We start from the raw sequence: 14,235 nt of genomic DNA, 5'->3' as shown, positions 1-14,235 counted from the left end.
TGAATTCGTGAGGCTGGCGCTCGGCATCCGCTACAACGGCCAGGCGTACGAGGGCTGGCAAAGCCAGCGCTCGGGCCGCACGGTGCAGGACAAGCTCGAGGCGGCGCTCTCGAAGTTCGCGGCACAGCCCATCGGCACGCTGTGCGCGGGCCGCACCGACGCCGGCGTGCACGCGCTCATGCAGGTGGTGCATTTCGACACCACCGTCGAGCGCGAACCCTTCTCCTGGATGCGCGGCCCCAACCGCTTCCTGCCCGACGACATCGCGGTGCAATGGGCGCAACCGGTGCCCGATGAGTTCCACTGCCGCGCCAGCGCCCTGGCGCGCCGCTACCTGTACGTGCTCTCGCAGTCGCCGGTGCGGCCCAGCCTGGATGCGGGCCGGGTCGGCTGGTCGATGCATGCGCTCGATGGCGACGCGATGCGCGCCGCGGCGGCGCTGCTGGTCGGGCGGCACGATTTCAGCTCGTTCCGCGCCTCGGCCTGCCAGGCCCGCTCGCCGGTCAAGGACCTGCGGCGCATCGAAATCACCCGCATCGGCGACGGCGAGCGCTGCCGCTGGCACTTCGAATTCGAGGCCGACGCGTTCCTGCACCACATGATCCGCAACCTGATGGGCTGCCTCGTGCGCATCGGCCGGGGCGACGAGCCTGTCGAATGGATTTCGCAGGTGCTGGAGGCGCGCAGCCGCAAGGTTGCGGCGCCCACATTCTCGGCGGACGGCCTTTACTTCCTGGGTCCGTTGTACGACGCGAAGTGGGGGCTGCCGGCCGAGGCCACTCTGCAGGCCGGCGGGGCTCCGTATGATGGCCCGCCATGACCTCCCCGAGCGCAGCAGCCACCCGCACCCGCATCAAGATCTGCGGCCTGACCCGTGAGGCCGACGTGGACGCGGCGGTCGAAGCCGGCGCCGACGCCATCGGCTTCGTGCTCTACCCCGGGAGCCCCCGCGCGGTAACGCCGGAACGCGCCGCCGAACTGGCCTCGCGCCTGCCCCCATTCATCACGCCGGTGCTGTTGTTCGTGAACGAAGACCCGTCGACGGTTATCGCGTCGCTCGCCCGCGTGCGGGGCGCCATCGCCCAGTTCCACGGCGAGGAAACGCCCGATCAGTGCGAGGAATCGACCGGCCCGGAGCGCTTTCGTTACATGCGCGCGGCCCGGATTCCCCTCGGGGCTGCCGGAGCCGCCTTCGACCTCGTAAAATACGCGTCCGATTACTCCCACGCCCAGGCCATCCTGCTCGACGCCCATGTCGAAGGTTATGGCGGTGGCGGCAAGGCATTCGATTGGTCACTTCTTCCACCCGCCGTCGACGCTCACCTCGTCTTGAGTGGTGGGCTCACACCTGCAAACGTGAGCGATGGCATTCGCATCCTGCGGACGCGCTGCAAGTCGCTGTCCGTTGATGTGAGCTCGGGCGTCGAAATCGACGGTCCCGGGAACAAGGGCCTCAAGGACGCCGGAAAGATCCGGCAATTCGTCGCAGCCGTCAGGGCAGCCGACGCGTCCTTCTCAAGTTAGCCGCCGCAGCCGTTCGTTGGTCGGGCTGCGGCCCACCGATCGAGAACCATGCAAAGCCAATTCCAGGATTACCAGCAACCCGATGCCACCGGCCATTTCGGCAACTACGGCGGCACCTTCGCGAGCGAAACGCTCACCCACGCGATCAACGAACTGCGCGACGCGTATGCGAAGTTCAAGGACGACCCGGCCTTCCTGGCCGAATTCCACTACGAGCTGAAGCACTTCGTCGGCCGCCCCTCGCCGGTCTACCACGCGGCGCGCACCAGCCGTGAAATGGGCGGTGCGCAGATCTACCTGAAACGCGAAGACCTCAACCACACCGGCGCGCACAAGATCAACAACGTGATCGGCCAGGCGATGCTCGCCCGGCGCATGGGCAAGCCCCGCGTCATCGCCGAGACCGGCGCCGGCCAGCACGGCGTGGCCACCGCCACCATCTGCGCGCGCTACGGCCTCGAGTGCGTGGTCTACATGGGCAGCCAGGACGTGAAGCGCCAGAGCCCGAACGTCTACCGCATGAACCTGCTCGGCGCGACCGTGGTGCCCGTCGAATCCGGCAGCAAGACGCTGAAGGACGCGCTCAACGAGGCCATGCGCGACTGGGTCACCAATGTGGAAAACACCTTCTACATCATCGGCACCGTCGCAGGCCCGCACCCCTACCCGACCATGGTGCGCGACTTCCAGAGCGTGATCGGCACCGAGTGCATCGAGCAGATGCCGGCCATGCTGGCCGCCGACGGCATCACCGGCGAGGCCGAGGGCAGGCAGCCCGACGTGGTGGTCGCCTGCGTGGGCGGCGGCAGCAATGCGATGGGCATCTTCCACCCCTACATTCCGTTCGCGGGCACGCGCCTGGTCGGCGTGGAGGCGGCGGGCGAAGGGCTCGACAGCGGCAAGCACTCGGCTTCCATCCTGCGTGGCAGCCCCGGCGTGCTGCACGGCAACCGCACCTACCTGCTGCAGAACGAAGACGGCCAGATCACCGAGACCCACAGCATCAGCGCGGGCCTCGACTATCCCGGCGTGGGCCCCGAGCACGCCTACCTGGCGGACATCGGCCGTGCCGAGTACGTCGGCGTCACCGACAAGGAAGCGCTCGACGCCTTCCACTACCTGTGCCGCACGGAAGGCATCATTCCCGCGCTCGAATCCAGCCACGCCGTGGCACATGCGATGAAGCTCGCCAAGACCATGCGCCCGGACCAATCCATCCTGGTGAATCTCTCGGGCCGTGGCGACAAGGACATCGGCACGGTGGCCGACCTGTCGGGCGTCGACTTCTACGACCGCCCCTCGATGCGCGGCCTGAGCGTGAAGGGAGGCAAGTGATGAGCCGCATTGCCGCAACCTTCGCAGCGCTGAAAAAAGACGGCCGCCGCGCACTCGTGCCGTACGTCACGGCGGGCTTTCCCTTTGCCGACATCACGCCCGAGCTGATGCACGGCATGGTCGAGGCCGGCGCCGACGTGATCGAACTCGGCGTGCCCTTCTCCGACCCGATGGCCGACGGCCCCGTGATCCAGAAGGCCGGCGAGGCCGCGCTGGCGCTGGGCGTCGGCATGAAGCAGGTGCTGGCCATCGTGGCTACCTTCCGCCAGAAGGACGCGACCACGCCCGTGGTGCTGATGGGCTATGCGAACCCGGTCGAGCGCTACGACCTGGTGCACGGCAAGAAGGCCTTCATCCGCGACGCGGCCGTGGCCGGCGTGGACGGCCTGCTGGTCGTCGACTACCCGCCCGAGGAATGCGAAGCCTTTGCCGCCGACCTCAAGGCCGCAGGCATCGACCTGATCTTCCTGCTCGCCCCCACCAGCACCGACGAGCGCATGGCCCAGGTCGCGCGCATCGCCAGCGGGTACGTCTACTACGTGTCGCTCAAGGGCGTGACGGGTGCCGGCCACCTCGACGCCGAAGCGGTCGGCCAGATGATTCCGCGCATCCGCCAGCACGTGGGCATTCCGGTCGGCGTGGGCTTCGGCATCCGCGACGCCCGCACCGCGCAGGCGGTCGGATCGGCCGCCGACGCGGTCATCATCGGCACCAAGATCATTCAACTCATCGAAGACCAGCCCCGCGACAAGGTCGTGCCGGCCGTGCGTGAATTCCTCGCGGGCATCCGCGAGGCGCTCGACGCGCTGCCCGCCGCGACGGCCAAGAACGCGGCTGGTCGATAATCACCGCCAACACAAGGAGCCCCTGATGAGCTGGCTTGAAAAACTGCTACCCGCCAAGATCGCGCAAACCGACCCGTCCGAGCGCCGCCAGGTGCCCGAGGGCCTGTGGATCAAATGCCCCGCCTGCGAGACCGTTCTGTACAAGACCGACCTCGAGCACAACCAGAACGTCTGCCCCAGCTGCAGCCACCACCATCGCATCGGCGCCCGCGCGCGCCTGGACGCGTTCCTCGATGCCGAGGGCCGCTACGAGGTCGGCCAGGAAGTGCTGCCGGTCGACGCCCTGAAGTTCAAGGACAGCCGCAAGTACCCCGAGCGCCTGAAGGAAGCCCTGGAAAACACCGGCGAGACCGACGCGCTGGTCGTCATGGGCGGCTCGGTGCACAGCATCAGCGTGGTCGTGGCCTGCTTCGAATTCGAATTCATGGGCGGCTCCATGGGCAGCGTGGTCGGCGAGCGCTTCGTGCGCGGCGTCGAAACCGCCATCGAGCAGAAGGTGCCCTTCATCTGCTTCACCGCCACCGGCGGCGCGCGCATGCAGGAAGGCCTGCTCTCGCTGATGCAGATGGCCAAGACCAACGCCGCGCTCACGCGCCTGGCGAAGAAGGGCCTGCCCTACATCAGCGTGCTGACCGACCCGACCATGGGCGGCGTGTCGGCAGGCTTCGCCTTCGTGGGCGACGTGGTGATCGCCGAGCCCAAGGCGCTGATCGGCTTTGCAGGCCCGCGCGTGATCGAATCGACCGTGCGCGTGACGCTGCCCGAAGGCTTCCAGCGCGCCGAGTTCCTGCAGACCAAGGGCGCGATCGACTTCATCAGCGACCGCCGCGAACTGCGCAAGACCATTGCCAGCACGCTGGCGATGCTGCTGCGCCAGCCGGCCGACGCGGTCAGCTGACACAGGCAGGCGTCCAAAAGACAAGGGCCCGGGTGCATTGCACCCGGGCCCTTTTCAGTTGGGCTCGATCAGAACGTCAGTTGATAGGCAAACACCAGCAGGTTGCTCAGCACGATGGCAATCACCTGCAGCACCACGATGGCCGCCAGCGGCGACAGGTCGATGCCGCCGATCAGCGGAATGAAGCGCCGGAACGGCCGCACCAGCGGCTCGGCCAGGCGGGAGATGAGGTCGAGCAGCATCGGGGAAGCGCCCGGAATCCACGACAGCACGGCATAGACCACCAGCAGCGCCGTCAGCCCCGAGACCGCCAGCTGCATCAGCCCCACCAGCGACACCAGCGGCAAGGTCGCGATCCGTCCGAGGTTGCCGATCAGCAGCCAGAGCAGCAGGAACTTCATCAGCACCAGCAGCCACGCCGCGATCAGGCTCGCCAGGTCCCAGCGCTTCACCGGCGGCACGATGCGCCGCAGCGGAAGCACGATCCAGTCGGTGATGGCGAAGATGAAGCGCCCGAGCGGATTGCCGAAAGGCACCCGGTGGTACTGCATGTAGAGGCGCAGCAGGCAGGCGCCGCCGAGCAGGCCGACGATCACGTCGAGAAGGAACGAGGGAATCTGATAGAGCATGAGGCGCAGCCGTGAGCGGAATGCGATGATAGCCACGCAAGGCTCTTCGATGACGACACAACCCCTTTTGCATTCACTGCCATTGTTCCCGCTCGGCACGGTTCTGTTTCCGGGCGGCCTGCTTCCGCTGCGAATCTTCGAGGTCCGCTATCTCGACATGATCGGCAAGTGCCGCAAGGCCGATGCGCCCTTCGGCGTGGTGAGCCTCACCAGCGGCAGCGAAGTGCGCAAGGCCGGCGCCGACACCGAGAGCTTTGCCGGCATCGGCACGCTGGCCATGATCCGCGAGTTCGAGTCGCCGCAAAGCGGCCTGCTGCAGATCGAATGCATCGGCACGCAGCGATTCCGCGTGCGCCATGCCGAACTGCAGAAGCACGGGCTCTGGGTGGCCGAGGTCGAGGCGGTGAACGACGACGTCGCGCTGGAGATCCCGGACGACCTCAGGCACACCGCCACCGCGTTGCAGCGGCTGCTCGACACGCTGGAAGAACGGCGCCGCGCGCAAGGCGAATCGGTGCGGCTGCCTATCGGCACACCCTACCGGCTCGACGACTGCGGCTGGGTAGCCAACCGCTGGTGCGAGCTGGTGCCGATGCAGCTGGAGCTGCGCCAGCGGCTGATGGAGCTCGACAGTCCGTTGATGCGGCTGGAGCTGGTGAGCGATCTGCTGGCGCGCACGGGCATCACCGAGTAGGCATCACATTTGGCAGCTACATTTTTTGTAGCGCTTTGTGCAGGATTGACGGGCATTCAGGGGCGGTCTCGGTTCAAACCTGATGGGCTAAAATGCCAGCCCCGCGCACGCTCCCGGTTGCGCGCCACCCGCCTCCCATGTCCGATCAAAAGACCCCTACGCCTCCCACGCCCGCCGTCGACGAAAACCAGCTCATCGCCGAACGCCGCGAAAAACTCAAGCTGCTGCGCACCGCGCAGGTCGAGGGCAAAGGCGTTGCGTTCCCGAACGACTTCAAGCCCGGCCACCGCGCCGCGGCACTCGTCGAGGCACATGGCGCCACCGAAGCCGAAGCCCTCGACGCGCAAGCCGTTTCCGTGAGCGTGGCGGGCCGGATGATGCTCAAGCGCGTCATGGGCAAGGCCAGCTTCGCAACGCTGCAGGACGCCACCAGCCGCATCCAGCTCTACGTCACGCGCGACGCGGTGGGCGAAGAGGCCTATGCCGAATTCAAGCGCTGGGACCTGGGCGACATCGTCGGCGCCGAAGGCTCGCTGATGAAGACCAAGACCGGCGAGCTGTCGGTCAAGGTCACCCGGCTGCGCCTGCTCACCAAGAGCCTGCGTCCGCTGCCCGACAAGTTCCACGGCATGGCCGACCAGGAACAGAAGTACCGCCAGCGCTACGTCGACCTGATCACCGACGAATCGGCGCGCGTGCGCTTCACCGCGCGCAGCAAGGCCGTGAGCGCGCTGCGCGAGTTCATGGTGGCCAACGATTTCCTCGAAGTCGAGACGCCCATGCTCCACCCCATTCCCGGCGGCGCCAACGCCAAGCCCTTCAAGACGCACCACAACGCGCTCGACCAGGAAATGTTCCTGCGCATCGCGCCCGAGCTGTACCTCAAGCGCCTGATCGTCGGCGGCTTCGAGCGCGTGTTCGAAATCAACCGGAGCTACCGCAACGAGGGCATCTCGGTGCGGCACAACCCCGAGTTCACGATGATGGAGTTCTACGCGGCCTACTGGAACTACCGCGACCTGATGGACTTCACCGAGACGCTGATCCGCACCATCGCCGACAAGGCCGTGGGCACACAGCAGCTCACCTACCAGGGCAAGCCGGTCGACCTGACCCAGCCCTTCGAGCGCCTGACGATCCGCGAAGCCATCCTGAAGCACACCGATGCCGAAGGCGTGGCCCAGGGCGTGGACGACACCGCCTGGCTCATCGCCGCACTGCGCAAGATCGGCCTGAGCGAAGAAAAGGACAAGCTCTCGCAGCGCAGCCTGGCCAGCCTGCAGGTGATGTACTTCGAGGAAACCGTCGAAGAGAAGCTCTGGCAGCCGACCTTCATCATGGAGCACCCGACCGAGATCTCGCCGCTGGCGCGCGCCAACGACGAGCGCCCCGAGGTCACCGAGCGCTTCGAGCTCTACATCACCGGCCGCGAGTTCGGCAACGGCTTCAGCGAGCTGAACGACGCCGAGGACCAGGCCGCGCGCTTCAACGCGCAGGTCGCGGCCAAGGATAGCGGCGACGACGAAGCCATGTACTACGACCACGACTTCGTGCGCGCGCTCGAATACGGCATGCCGCCCACCGGCGGCTGCGGCATCGGCATCGACCGGCTGATGATGCTGCTGACCGATTCGCCGAGCATCCGCGACGTGATCCTGTTCCCCGCCCTGCGCAGGGAATCTTGAGCGTGCCGTCACCGTCGTCGCTGCCGACGATCGGCATCGACTTCGGCACCTCCAACTCCGCCGTGGCCTGCCGGGTCGACGGCGTCGCCCGCCTGCTGCCCATCGAAGGCGCGGCCACCACGCTGCCGACCGCGATCTTCTTCAACTCGGAAGACCGCACCACGCACTTCGGCCGCGACGCCGTCGCGCAATATCTCTCGGGCACCGAAGGCCGGCTGATGCGTTCGCTCAAGAGCCTGCTGGGCAGCGCGCTGATGCAGGAGAAGACCGCCATCTATGACGGTCTCTTGAGCTTCGAGGACATCATCGCGCGCTTCCTGCGCGAGCTGGCAGTGCGTGCCAGCCGCGAGCTGGGCCAGTTGCCCGAGCGCGTCGTGATCGGGCGGCCCGTGCACTTCGTGGACGACGATCCGAAGCGCGACGAGCGCGCCGAGGAAAGCCTGCGCGTCGCGGCGCGTGCGGCGGGCTTCCGCGAAATCGCCTTCCAGCTCGAGCCGATCGCCGCCGCCTTCGACTACGAGCAGCGCATCGCCAAGGAATCGATCGTGCTCATCGTCGACATCGGCGGCGGCACCTCAGACTTCACCGTGGTGCGCGTGGGCCCCGACCGCGCGGCGCGCGAGGACCGCGGCGACGACGTGCTGGCCACCAGCGGCGTGCACATCGGCGGCACCGACTTCGACCAGCGCCTGAACCTCGAGCGCGTGATGCCGCATTTCGGCTTTCGCCACCACGGCCCGCAGGGGCGCGAGGTGCCGAGCAAAGTGTTCTTCGAGCTGTCGTCCTGGCACCTGATCAACTGGCTCTACGCCGCCAAGGCGGTGCGCCAGGCCAAGGAACTGCGCACCAGCTACAGCGACACGCGCCTGCACGACCGCCTCATGAACGTGCTGGAAGAACGGCACGGCCACCGCATCGCCAGCGCCGTGGAAGCGGCCAAGATCGATGCCTCCGTCACCGATGCGGAAACCGCCATCGACCTCGACTGCGCCGAGCGCGGCCTGGTGGCTTCGCTGTCTCCCGCCGACATGGCGCAACAGCTGGCCGGCCCGCTCGAGAACGTGATCGCCTGCGCCCACGCCTGCGTCAAGCGCGCGGGCCTTCGCAGCGGCGACCTCGACGCGATCTACCTGACCGGCGGCTCGTCCGCCCTGCGACCGTTCCAGCATGCGCTGCGCAAGAGCTTCGCGGGCGTGAACCTGGTCGAGGGCGACCTGTTCGGCGGTGTCGCCACCGGCCTGGCCTGCGTGGCGCGCACCGGACGCGCGGCACGCTGATGAAATACCTGGCGGGCTATCCGGCACCCCTACTGGACCAGGTCCGCCAGCTGATGGCCGAAGACCGGCTCGCCGGCCTGCTGCTCAAGCGCTACCCCGAAGGCTCGCACGACATCCAGACCGACCGCGCGCTGTACGGCTACGTGAGCGAGCTCAAGAGCGACTTCATGCGCAAGGCCGAGCCGCTGTCCAAGGTGATGTTCGACAGCAAGCTGCACGTGATACGCAACGCGCTGGGCACGCACACCACCGTGTCCCGCGTGCAGGGCGGCAAGCTCAAGGCCAAGCGCGAGATCCGCGTGGCCAGCCTGTTCAAGGACGTGCCGCTTCCCTGGCTGCGCATGATCGTCGTGCACGAACTCGCCCACATGAAGGAGCGCGAGCACGACAAGGCTTTCTATGCGCTGTGCATGCACATGGAGCCGGAGTACCAGCAGCTCGAATTCGACCTGCGGCTGTACCTGACCCATCTGGAGACGGGCGGGGAACGGCTCTGGCGCCCCCCGGCCGCCTGAAGAAAAAGAGCGCTCGGCTCAGACGGCCGCCAGCAGGCGCAGCGCATCGCGGTGAGTGCGCGACGCGGAAAGCGTGTCCCAGTCGGGCGCGGCCTCTTGCGGCAGCAACGCGAGCCTGCGTGCCTCGCTCGCCGCATCCGGCCGCCATTGCCCGTTGCGCGAAGCCGCCTCGAATCCATCGAGGAATTGGTCGAGCACCCGTCCGTCGCCAATGCTCTGGTTGCACAGCAGCGCCACGTCGCAGCCCGCCGCCAGCGCCGCCAGCGCGGCGTCGGTGTAGCTCAGCAGTTCGCCGTCGATGTAGCGCCCCGCTTCCATGCTCAGGTCGTCGCTGAAGACCGCGCCGTCGAAGGCGAAGCGCTGGCGCAGCACCGCCTTGAGCCACTTCGACGAAAACCCCGCCGGCCGCTTGTCGACCTTGGGGTAGATCACGTGCGCCGGCATCACGGCGGTGAGCGTGCCGGCCAGCCAGTCGTAAGGCCGGGCGTCATCGTTCAGGATGTCCTTGAGGCTGCGCTTGTCGACCGGGATCTCGACGTGCGAATCGGCCGTGACGAAGCCGTGCCCCGGAAAATGCTTGCCGCAGTTGCGCATGCCCTTTTGCAGCATGCCGTGCATGACGCTCTTGGCCAGCAGCGCCACCACGCGCGGGTCGCGGTGGAAACTGCGATCGCCGATCACGCCGCTGCCGCCGTGGTCCAGGTCGAGCACGGGCGCGAAGCTGAAATCGACGCCGCAGGCGCGCAGCTCGGCCGCGAGCACCTGGCCGGCAGCCGTCGCGGCCTGCGTGGCGCGCATGGCGTCGCGCATCCACAGTTCGCCCAGGGCGCGCATCGACGGCAGTCGCGTGAAGCCGTCGGTGCGAAAGCGCTGCACGCGGCCGCCTTCGTGGTCGACGCAGATCAGCAGGTCGGGGCGTATCGCCTTGATCTCGGCATTGAGCGCGGTCATCTGCGCCCGGTCCTGCCAGTTGCGGGAGAAATGGATCACGCCGCCGACCAGCGGGTTGGCAAGGCGCCGGCGGTCGGCCGCGTCGAGTTCGGTCGCGGCCACGTCGATGATCAGCGGCGCATGGGGGCGAGCAGCAAGCTCGGGGGTCATACCTTCTCCACCACCACGAAGCTCGCGGCGTATTCGTTTTCGTCGGTCACGGTCACGTGGGCCGTGAGCCCTTGTGCCTCGAACCAGTCCTTCAGGCCGCCGTGCAGCACGATGACCGGCTTGCCGCTGGGCAGGTTGGCGATCTCGCACAGGCGCCAGCTCATGGGCATGCGCATGCCCATGCCGATCGCCTTGCTGAAAGCCTCCTTGGCGGAAAAGCGCGTCGCGAGGTAGCTGATGCCGCGCTTGGGCCAGCGCGCGCTGCGGGCCTTCCAGACCGCGAACTCGGCGTCGCTCAGCACCTTGCGGGCGAAGCGCTCGCCCTGGCGCTCGAAGGTCGCGGTGATGCGCCGCAGGTCGCAGATGTCGGTGCCAATGCCGTAGATCATTCGGCGCCGGCGCTCATTGCTGCGCCTCGCTGATGCATCGCAGGTAGTCGTGGGTGGTGGCGGCATAGCCGAGTTCGAGTGCGTCGGCCACGAAGGCATGGCCGATCGACACCTCCAGCACGCCGGGCACCGCGCGCAGGAATGCAGTCAGGTTGTCGCGGCTCAGGTCGTGGCCGGCGTTGATGCCCAGGCCCGCGGCATGGGCCGCGCGCGCCGTGTCGGCATAGCGCTGGAGCACGGCCTGCTCGTCGGGCGTGCCGCGCGAGGCGGCATAGCCTTCGGTGTAGAGCTCGACGCGGTCGGCGCCCACGGCCTTCACGGCGGCCATCATCTCGGGAATCGGGTCCATGAACAGGCTGACGCGCACGCCCAGCGCGCGGGCCTCGGCGATCAGCGGGCGCAGGCGCTCGGCATCGTCGGGGAAGGTCCAGCCGTGGTCGCTGGTCGACTGGGTTTCGCTGTCGGGCACGAAGGTGGCCTGGTGCGGCTTCAGCGTGCGCACGAAGTCCATGAGGTTCTGGAACGGGTTGCCTTCGATGTTGAACTCGATGGCGGGCCAGTCCCTGGCGAGCAGCTCGGACAGGTCGCTCACGTCGTGCGCGCGGATGTGGCGGGCATCCGGGCGGGGGTGCACGGTGATGCCCTGCGCGCCGGCGGCCAGGCAGGCCTGCGCGGCCTTGACCACGCTCGGGATGCCCAGGTGGCGCGTGTTGCGGACCAGGGCCACCTTGTTGAGGTTGACGGACAGCGAGGTGACGTTGCCTGAGGTGCTCATAGTGCTTGCAGATCTCTCATCATTTGCCGCGTGCGCAGCGTGGACACGCCGCAATGGTAGTTGAGCAAGGCGCGCAGCTGGTTCCGCAGGGCGCTGTTGCTGCCGGCGTTCATGGTGGCCACTTCGCGCAGCGTGGCGGTGAACGGGGCGCGGTCGTCGAGCACGGCCTGCAGCGCCTGCCAGTCGGCGCCGGCCAGCGCGGCCTCCTTGCCGTCCGCCTGGCGCAGGCCGGCTTCGGGCACGAGGCTGTAGCGGGTGTCGGCCACGAGCGGCTCCAGCGTCAGCGTCTGGACCTCGAGCGACGGCAGCAGCCCGACCCCGCGCAGCAGCAGCAGTTCGAAGGCGCGCAGAGCGGCCGCATGGGTGGCCGCCTGGGCGCCGGCGTGGTCGCCCGCCAGCACCTGCACCACGCCCGCATAGGCGTCGAACAGTGCTTCGTGGGCGTCGTCGCGCGCCAGCAGGCGCAGCAGCAGTTCGTTGACGTAGTAGCCCGACAGCAACGCCTCGCCGGTCGGCATGACGTGGCCGCCCATCCACTCGGCGCCCTTGAGCGTGCGGATCTCGGCGTCGCCGCCGTAGTTGAGCTGCAGCGGCTGAAGCGGCAGCAGCACGGGCCGGAAATTGGAGCTCGGCCGCTTCGCCCCCTTGGCCACCAGCGCGATGCGCCCGTGGTGCCGGGTGAAGACCTCGAGGATCAGGCTCGACTCGCTCCAGTCGTAGCGGTGGAGCACATAAGCCGGTTCGTGCGAAACGCGGTGGGTGGCCATGTCAGTGCGCTAAGGAGCATCGAGGCTTGAGGCCGGCAAACGCCGCGGAACCGGCTTTGCCGGGCCACTGGCGTTGCCCCCTGCAAGGGGGTTGGCGGCTACGCGAAGCGAGCGAGCCTGGGGGTTTGCCTGTCTGTTATTCGTAGCCGAACGAACGGACCCGGGCTTCGTCGTCGGCCCAGCCCGAGCGCACCTTCACCCACAGTTCGAGGAACACCTTGGCGTCGGCCAGCTTCTCCAGCTCCACGCGGGTTTCCATGCCGATGCGCTTGATGCGCTCGCCCTTGTCGCCGATCACCATGGCCTTGTGGCCGTCGCGCTCGACCACGATGGTGGCGGCGATGCGCAGCAGGCGCTTCTGGCCCTTCTTCTGGGGCGGCTCTTCCTCGAACTTGTCGATGATGACGGTCGATGTGTAGGGCAGCTCGTCGCCGGTCAGGCGGAACAGCTTTTCGCGCACCAGCTCGCCCGCGAGGAATTTCTCGCTGCGGTCGGTGAGCTCGTCCTCGTCGTAGAACCAGGGCTGCTCGGGCAGGTACTTCTTGCAGATGTCGAACAGGCGCTCGACGTCCTTGGCGTTCTTGGCCGACATCGGCACGAACTCGGCGAAGCTGTGCTTCTCCTGCATGGTCTGCAGCCAGGGCGCGATGTCGCCGCGGCGGTGCACGTTGTCGAGCTTGTTGGCCAGCAGCACCGTCGGGATGCCCTTGCCGAGCAGCTTGAGCACGCGCTCGTCGGCCGGCGTGAAACTGCCCGCCTCGACCACGAAAAGAATCAGGTCCACGTCGCCGACCGCGCCCTGCACGGTCTTGTTGAGCGACTTGTTCAGCGCGTTGGCATGCAGGGTCTGGAAACCCGGCGTGTCGACGAACACGAACTGCGTGGCGCCCAGCGTGCGCATGCCGGTGATGCGGTGGCGCGTGGTCTGCGCCTTGCGCGAAGTGATGCTGATCTTCTGGCCGACCAGCGCATTGAGCAGCGTCGACTTGCCCACGTTGGGCTTGCCGACGATGGCGATGAGGCCGCAGTGCTGCGGCCCGGTTGCAGGCGCATCGCCTGCGGTGTCTTCGGGTCCCGCTACGGGATTGATAGCATCGTTCATTCTGATTTCACGCGGCGCCGCGTGCCTTGAGCCGGATCAACATGGCCGCCGCGGCAGCCTGCTCGCCGGCGCGGCGCGAGCCGCCGATGCCGCGTTCGCGAAGCCCCAACTCGGGCACCTCGCACTCGACATCGAAAGTCTGCTTGTGCGCCGCGCCCAGTGTGGCGGCCACGCGGTACACCGGCAGCTTCATTTTGTGGCCCTGCAGCCATTCCTGCAATTCGGTCTTCGGGTCTTTCGCCGCGGCTTCCATGCGCGGATTGATCTCGACCGCTTCGTAGAGCCGGTGCACCAGCGCCTGGGCGGCCGCGAAACCGGCGTCGAGATAGACCGCGCCGATCAGCGCCTCGAGCGCATCGGCCAGGATCGACGGGCGGTTGGGGCCGCCGGAACGGGCCTCGCCTTCGCCGAGCTTGAGCAGCGGCGACAGCGCCAGCCCGACCGCCAGTCGGTGCAAGGTATCTTGCTTGACCAGGTTGGCGCGCACGCGCGAAAGGTCGCCCTCGGGCAGCGCCGAAAGACGGATGTAGAGCAGGTGGGAAACCGCGAGATTCAGCACCGAGTCGCCGAGAAACTCCAGGCGCTCGTTGTGGTCGGCCGAGAAACTGCGGTGCGTGAGCGCGAGCTGGAGCAGCCGCGGATCGGAGAAGGTGTGCTGGAGACGCGCCTGCAGCGCGACAAGGCTGCCGTCCACCTTTT

Annotated in this window: 16 protein-coding genes; 9 read left to right on the top strand and 7 right to left on the bottom strand. The window is 67.6% G+C overall.

The window, feature by feature from the left end; translation table 11 throughout:
• Positions 1–7: 7 nt before the first annotated feature.
• Genes truA through accD form a run of 5 tightly spaced genes read left to right on the top strand, consistent with a single transcriptional unit; the run spans position 8 to position 4,602 of the window.
• Positions 8–820, top strand: coding sequence for a tRNA pseudouridine(38-40) synthase TruA (truA, locus tag WIX39_RS11515; protein ID WP_106935291.1), 813 nt, complete (start codon positions 8–10; stop codon positions 818–820).
• A complete protein-coding gene (locus WIX39_RS11510; protein ID WP_106935292.1) occupies positions 817–1,524 on the top strand; it encodes a phosphoribosylanthranilate isomerase in 708 nt (235 codons plus the stop codon). Before truA ends, WIX39_RS11510 begins: the two co-directional genes overlap by 4 nt.
• A gap of 48 nt (positions 1,525–1,572) precedes the next feature.
• The gene (gene trpB / locus WIX39_RS11505) at positions 1,573–2,859 is read left to right on the top strand and encodes a tryptophan synthase subunit beta (protein ID WP_106935293.1); all 1,287 of its coding nucleotides are present in this window, start codon (positions 1,573–1,575) and stop codon (positions 2,857–2,859) included.
• Positions 2,859–3,704 (top strand): tryptophan synthase subunit alpha, encoded by an 846-nt coding sequence (gene trpA, locus WIX39_RS11500; protein WP_106935294.1) that lies wholly within the window; start codon positions 2,859–2,861, stop codon positions 3,702–3,704. Before trpB ends, trpA begins: the two co-directional genes overlap by 1 nt.
• 25 nt (positions 3,705–3,729) lie before the next feature.
• On the top strand, positions 3,730–4,602 hold the full coding sequence (gene accD / locus WIX39_RS11495; RefSeq protein ID WP_012746558.1) for an acetyl-CoA carboxylase, carboxyltransferase subunit beta: 873 nt from the start codon (positions 3,730–3,732) through the stop codon (positions 4,600–4,602).
• A gap of 68 nt (positions 4,603–4,670) precedes the next feature.
• Here accD and WIX39_RS11490 read toward each other — a convergent pair whose 3' ends face one another.
• Positions 4,671–5,231: a YggT family protein gene (locus WIX39_RS11490; protein WP_081271184.1), complete on the bottom strand. Its 561-nt coding sequence runs from the start codon at positions 5,229–5,231 to the stop codon at positions 4,671–4,673.
• Between the two features lie 49 nt (positions 5,232–5,280).
• Between WIX39_RS11490 and WIX39_RS11485 the strand changes: the two genes are divergently transcribed.
• The 4 genes from WIX39_RS11485 (at position 5,281) to WIX39_RS11470 (ending at position 9,402) form a co-directional block, all read left to right on the top strand.
• Positions 5,281–5,925 (top strand): LON peptidase substrate-binding domain-containing protein, encoded by a 645-nt coding sequence (locus WIX39_RS11485; protein WP_234382732.1) that lies wholly within the window; start codon positions 5,281–5,283, stop codon positions 5,923–5,925.
• 137 nt (positions 5,926–6,062) lie between these two features.
• Positions 6,063–7,610, top strand: a complete 1,548-nt coding sequence (gene lysS, locus WIX39_RS11480) for a lysine--tRNA ligase (protein ID WP_106935296.1) — start codon at positions 6,063–6,065, stop codon at positions 7,608–7,610.
• On the top strand, positions 7,607–8,887 hold the full coding sequence (locus WIX39_RS11475) for an Hsp70 family protein (RefSeq protein WP_409195055.1): 1,281 nt from the start codon (positions 7,607–7,609) through the stop codon (positions 8,885–8,887). The genes lysS and WIX39_RS11475 overlap by 4 nt, the downstream gene beginning before the upstream one ends.
• Complete coding sequence (locus WIX39_RS11470; RefSeq protein WP_081271187.1) at positions 8,887–9,402, top strand: YgjP-like metallopeptidase domain-containing protein; 516 nt, start codon at positions 8,887–8,889, stop codon at positions 9,400–9,402. Before WIX39_RS11475 ends, WIX39_RS11470 begins: the two co-directional genes overlap by 1 nt.
• An 18-nt stretch (positions 9,403–9,420) precedes the next feature.
• Here WIX39_RS11470 and nagZ read toward each other — a convergent pair whose 3' ends face one another.
• From nagZ to rnc, 6 genes are all read right to left on the bottom strand, one after another.
• Positions 9,421–10,503 carry a beta-N-acetylhexosaminidase gene (nagZ, locus tag WIX39_RS11465; protein WP_106935298.1) on the bottom strand — a complete coding sequence of 361 codons (1,083 nt, stop codon included), beginning with the start codon at positions 10,501–10,503 and terminating at the stop codon, positions 9,421–9,423.
• Positions 10,500–10,892: a holo-ACP synthase gene (gene acpS, locus WIX39_RS11460; RefSeq protein ID WP_081271189.1), complete on the bottom strand. Its 393-nt coding sequence runs from the start codon at positions 10,890–10,892 to the stop codon at positions 10,500–10,502. Before acpS ends, nagZ begins: the two co-directional genes overlap by 4 nt.
• Positions 10,893–10,905: 13 nt before the next feature.
• Positions 10,906–11,667, bottom strand: a complete 762-nt coding sequence (locus tag WIX39_RS11455) for a pyridoxine 5'-phosphate synthase (RefSeq protein ID WP_106935299.1) — start codon at positions 11,665–11,667, stop codon at positions 10,906–10,908.
• A complete protein-coding gene (gene recO / locus WIX39_RS11450) occupies positions 11,664–12,434 on the bottom strand; it encodes a DNA repair protein RecO (RefSeq protein ID WP_106935300.1) in 771 nt (256 codons plus the stop codon). The genes WIX39_RS11455 and recO overlap by 4 nt, the downstream gene beginning before the upstream one ends.
• Before the next feature lie 136 nt (positions 12,435–12,570).
• Positions 12,571–13,536 (bottom strand): GTPase Era, encoded by a 966-nt coding sequence (era, locus tag WIX39_RS11445; RefSeq protein WP_081271192.1) that lies wholly within the window; start codon positions 13,534–13,536, stop codon positions 12,571–12,573.
• A gap of 7 nt (positions 13,537–13,543) precedes the next feature.
• Positions 13,544–14,230: a ribonuclease III gene (gene rnc / locus WIX39_RS11440; protein WP_081271193.1), complete on the bottom strand. Its 687-nt coding sequence runs from the start codon at positions 14,228–14,230 to the stop codon at positions 13,544–13,546.
• Between the last annotated feature and the right edge of the window lie 5 nt (positions 14,231–14,235).

Source organism: Variovorax sp. AB1(2024) (assembly GCF_037482385.2).
Lineage (GTDB): Bacteria > Pseudomonadota > Gammaproteobacteria > Burkholderiales > Burkholderiaceae_C > Variovorax.
This window is presented reverse-complemented; position numbering and strand designations above follow the sequence as displayed.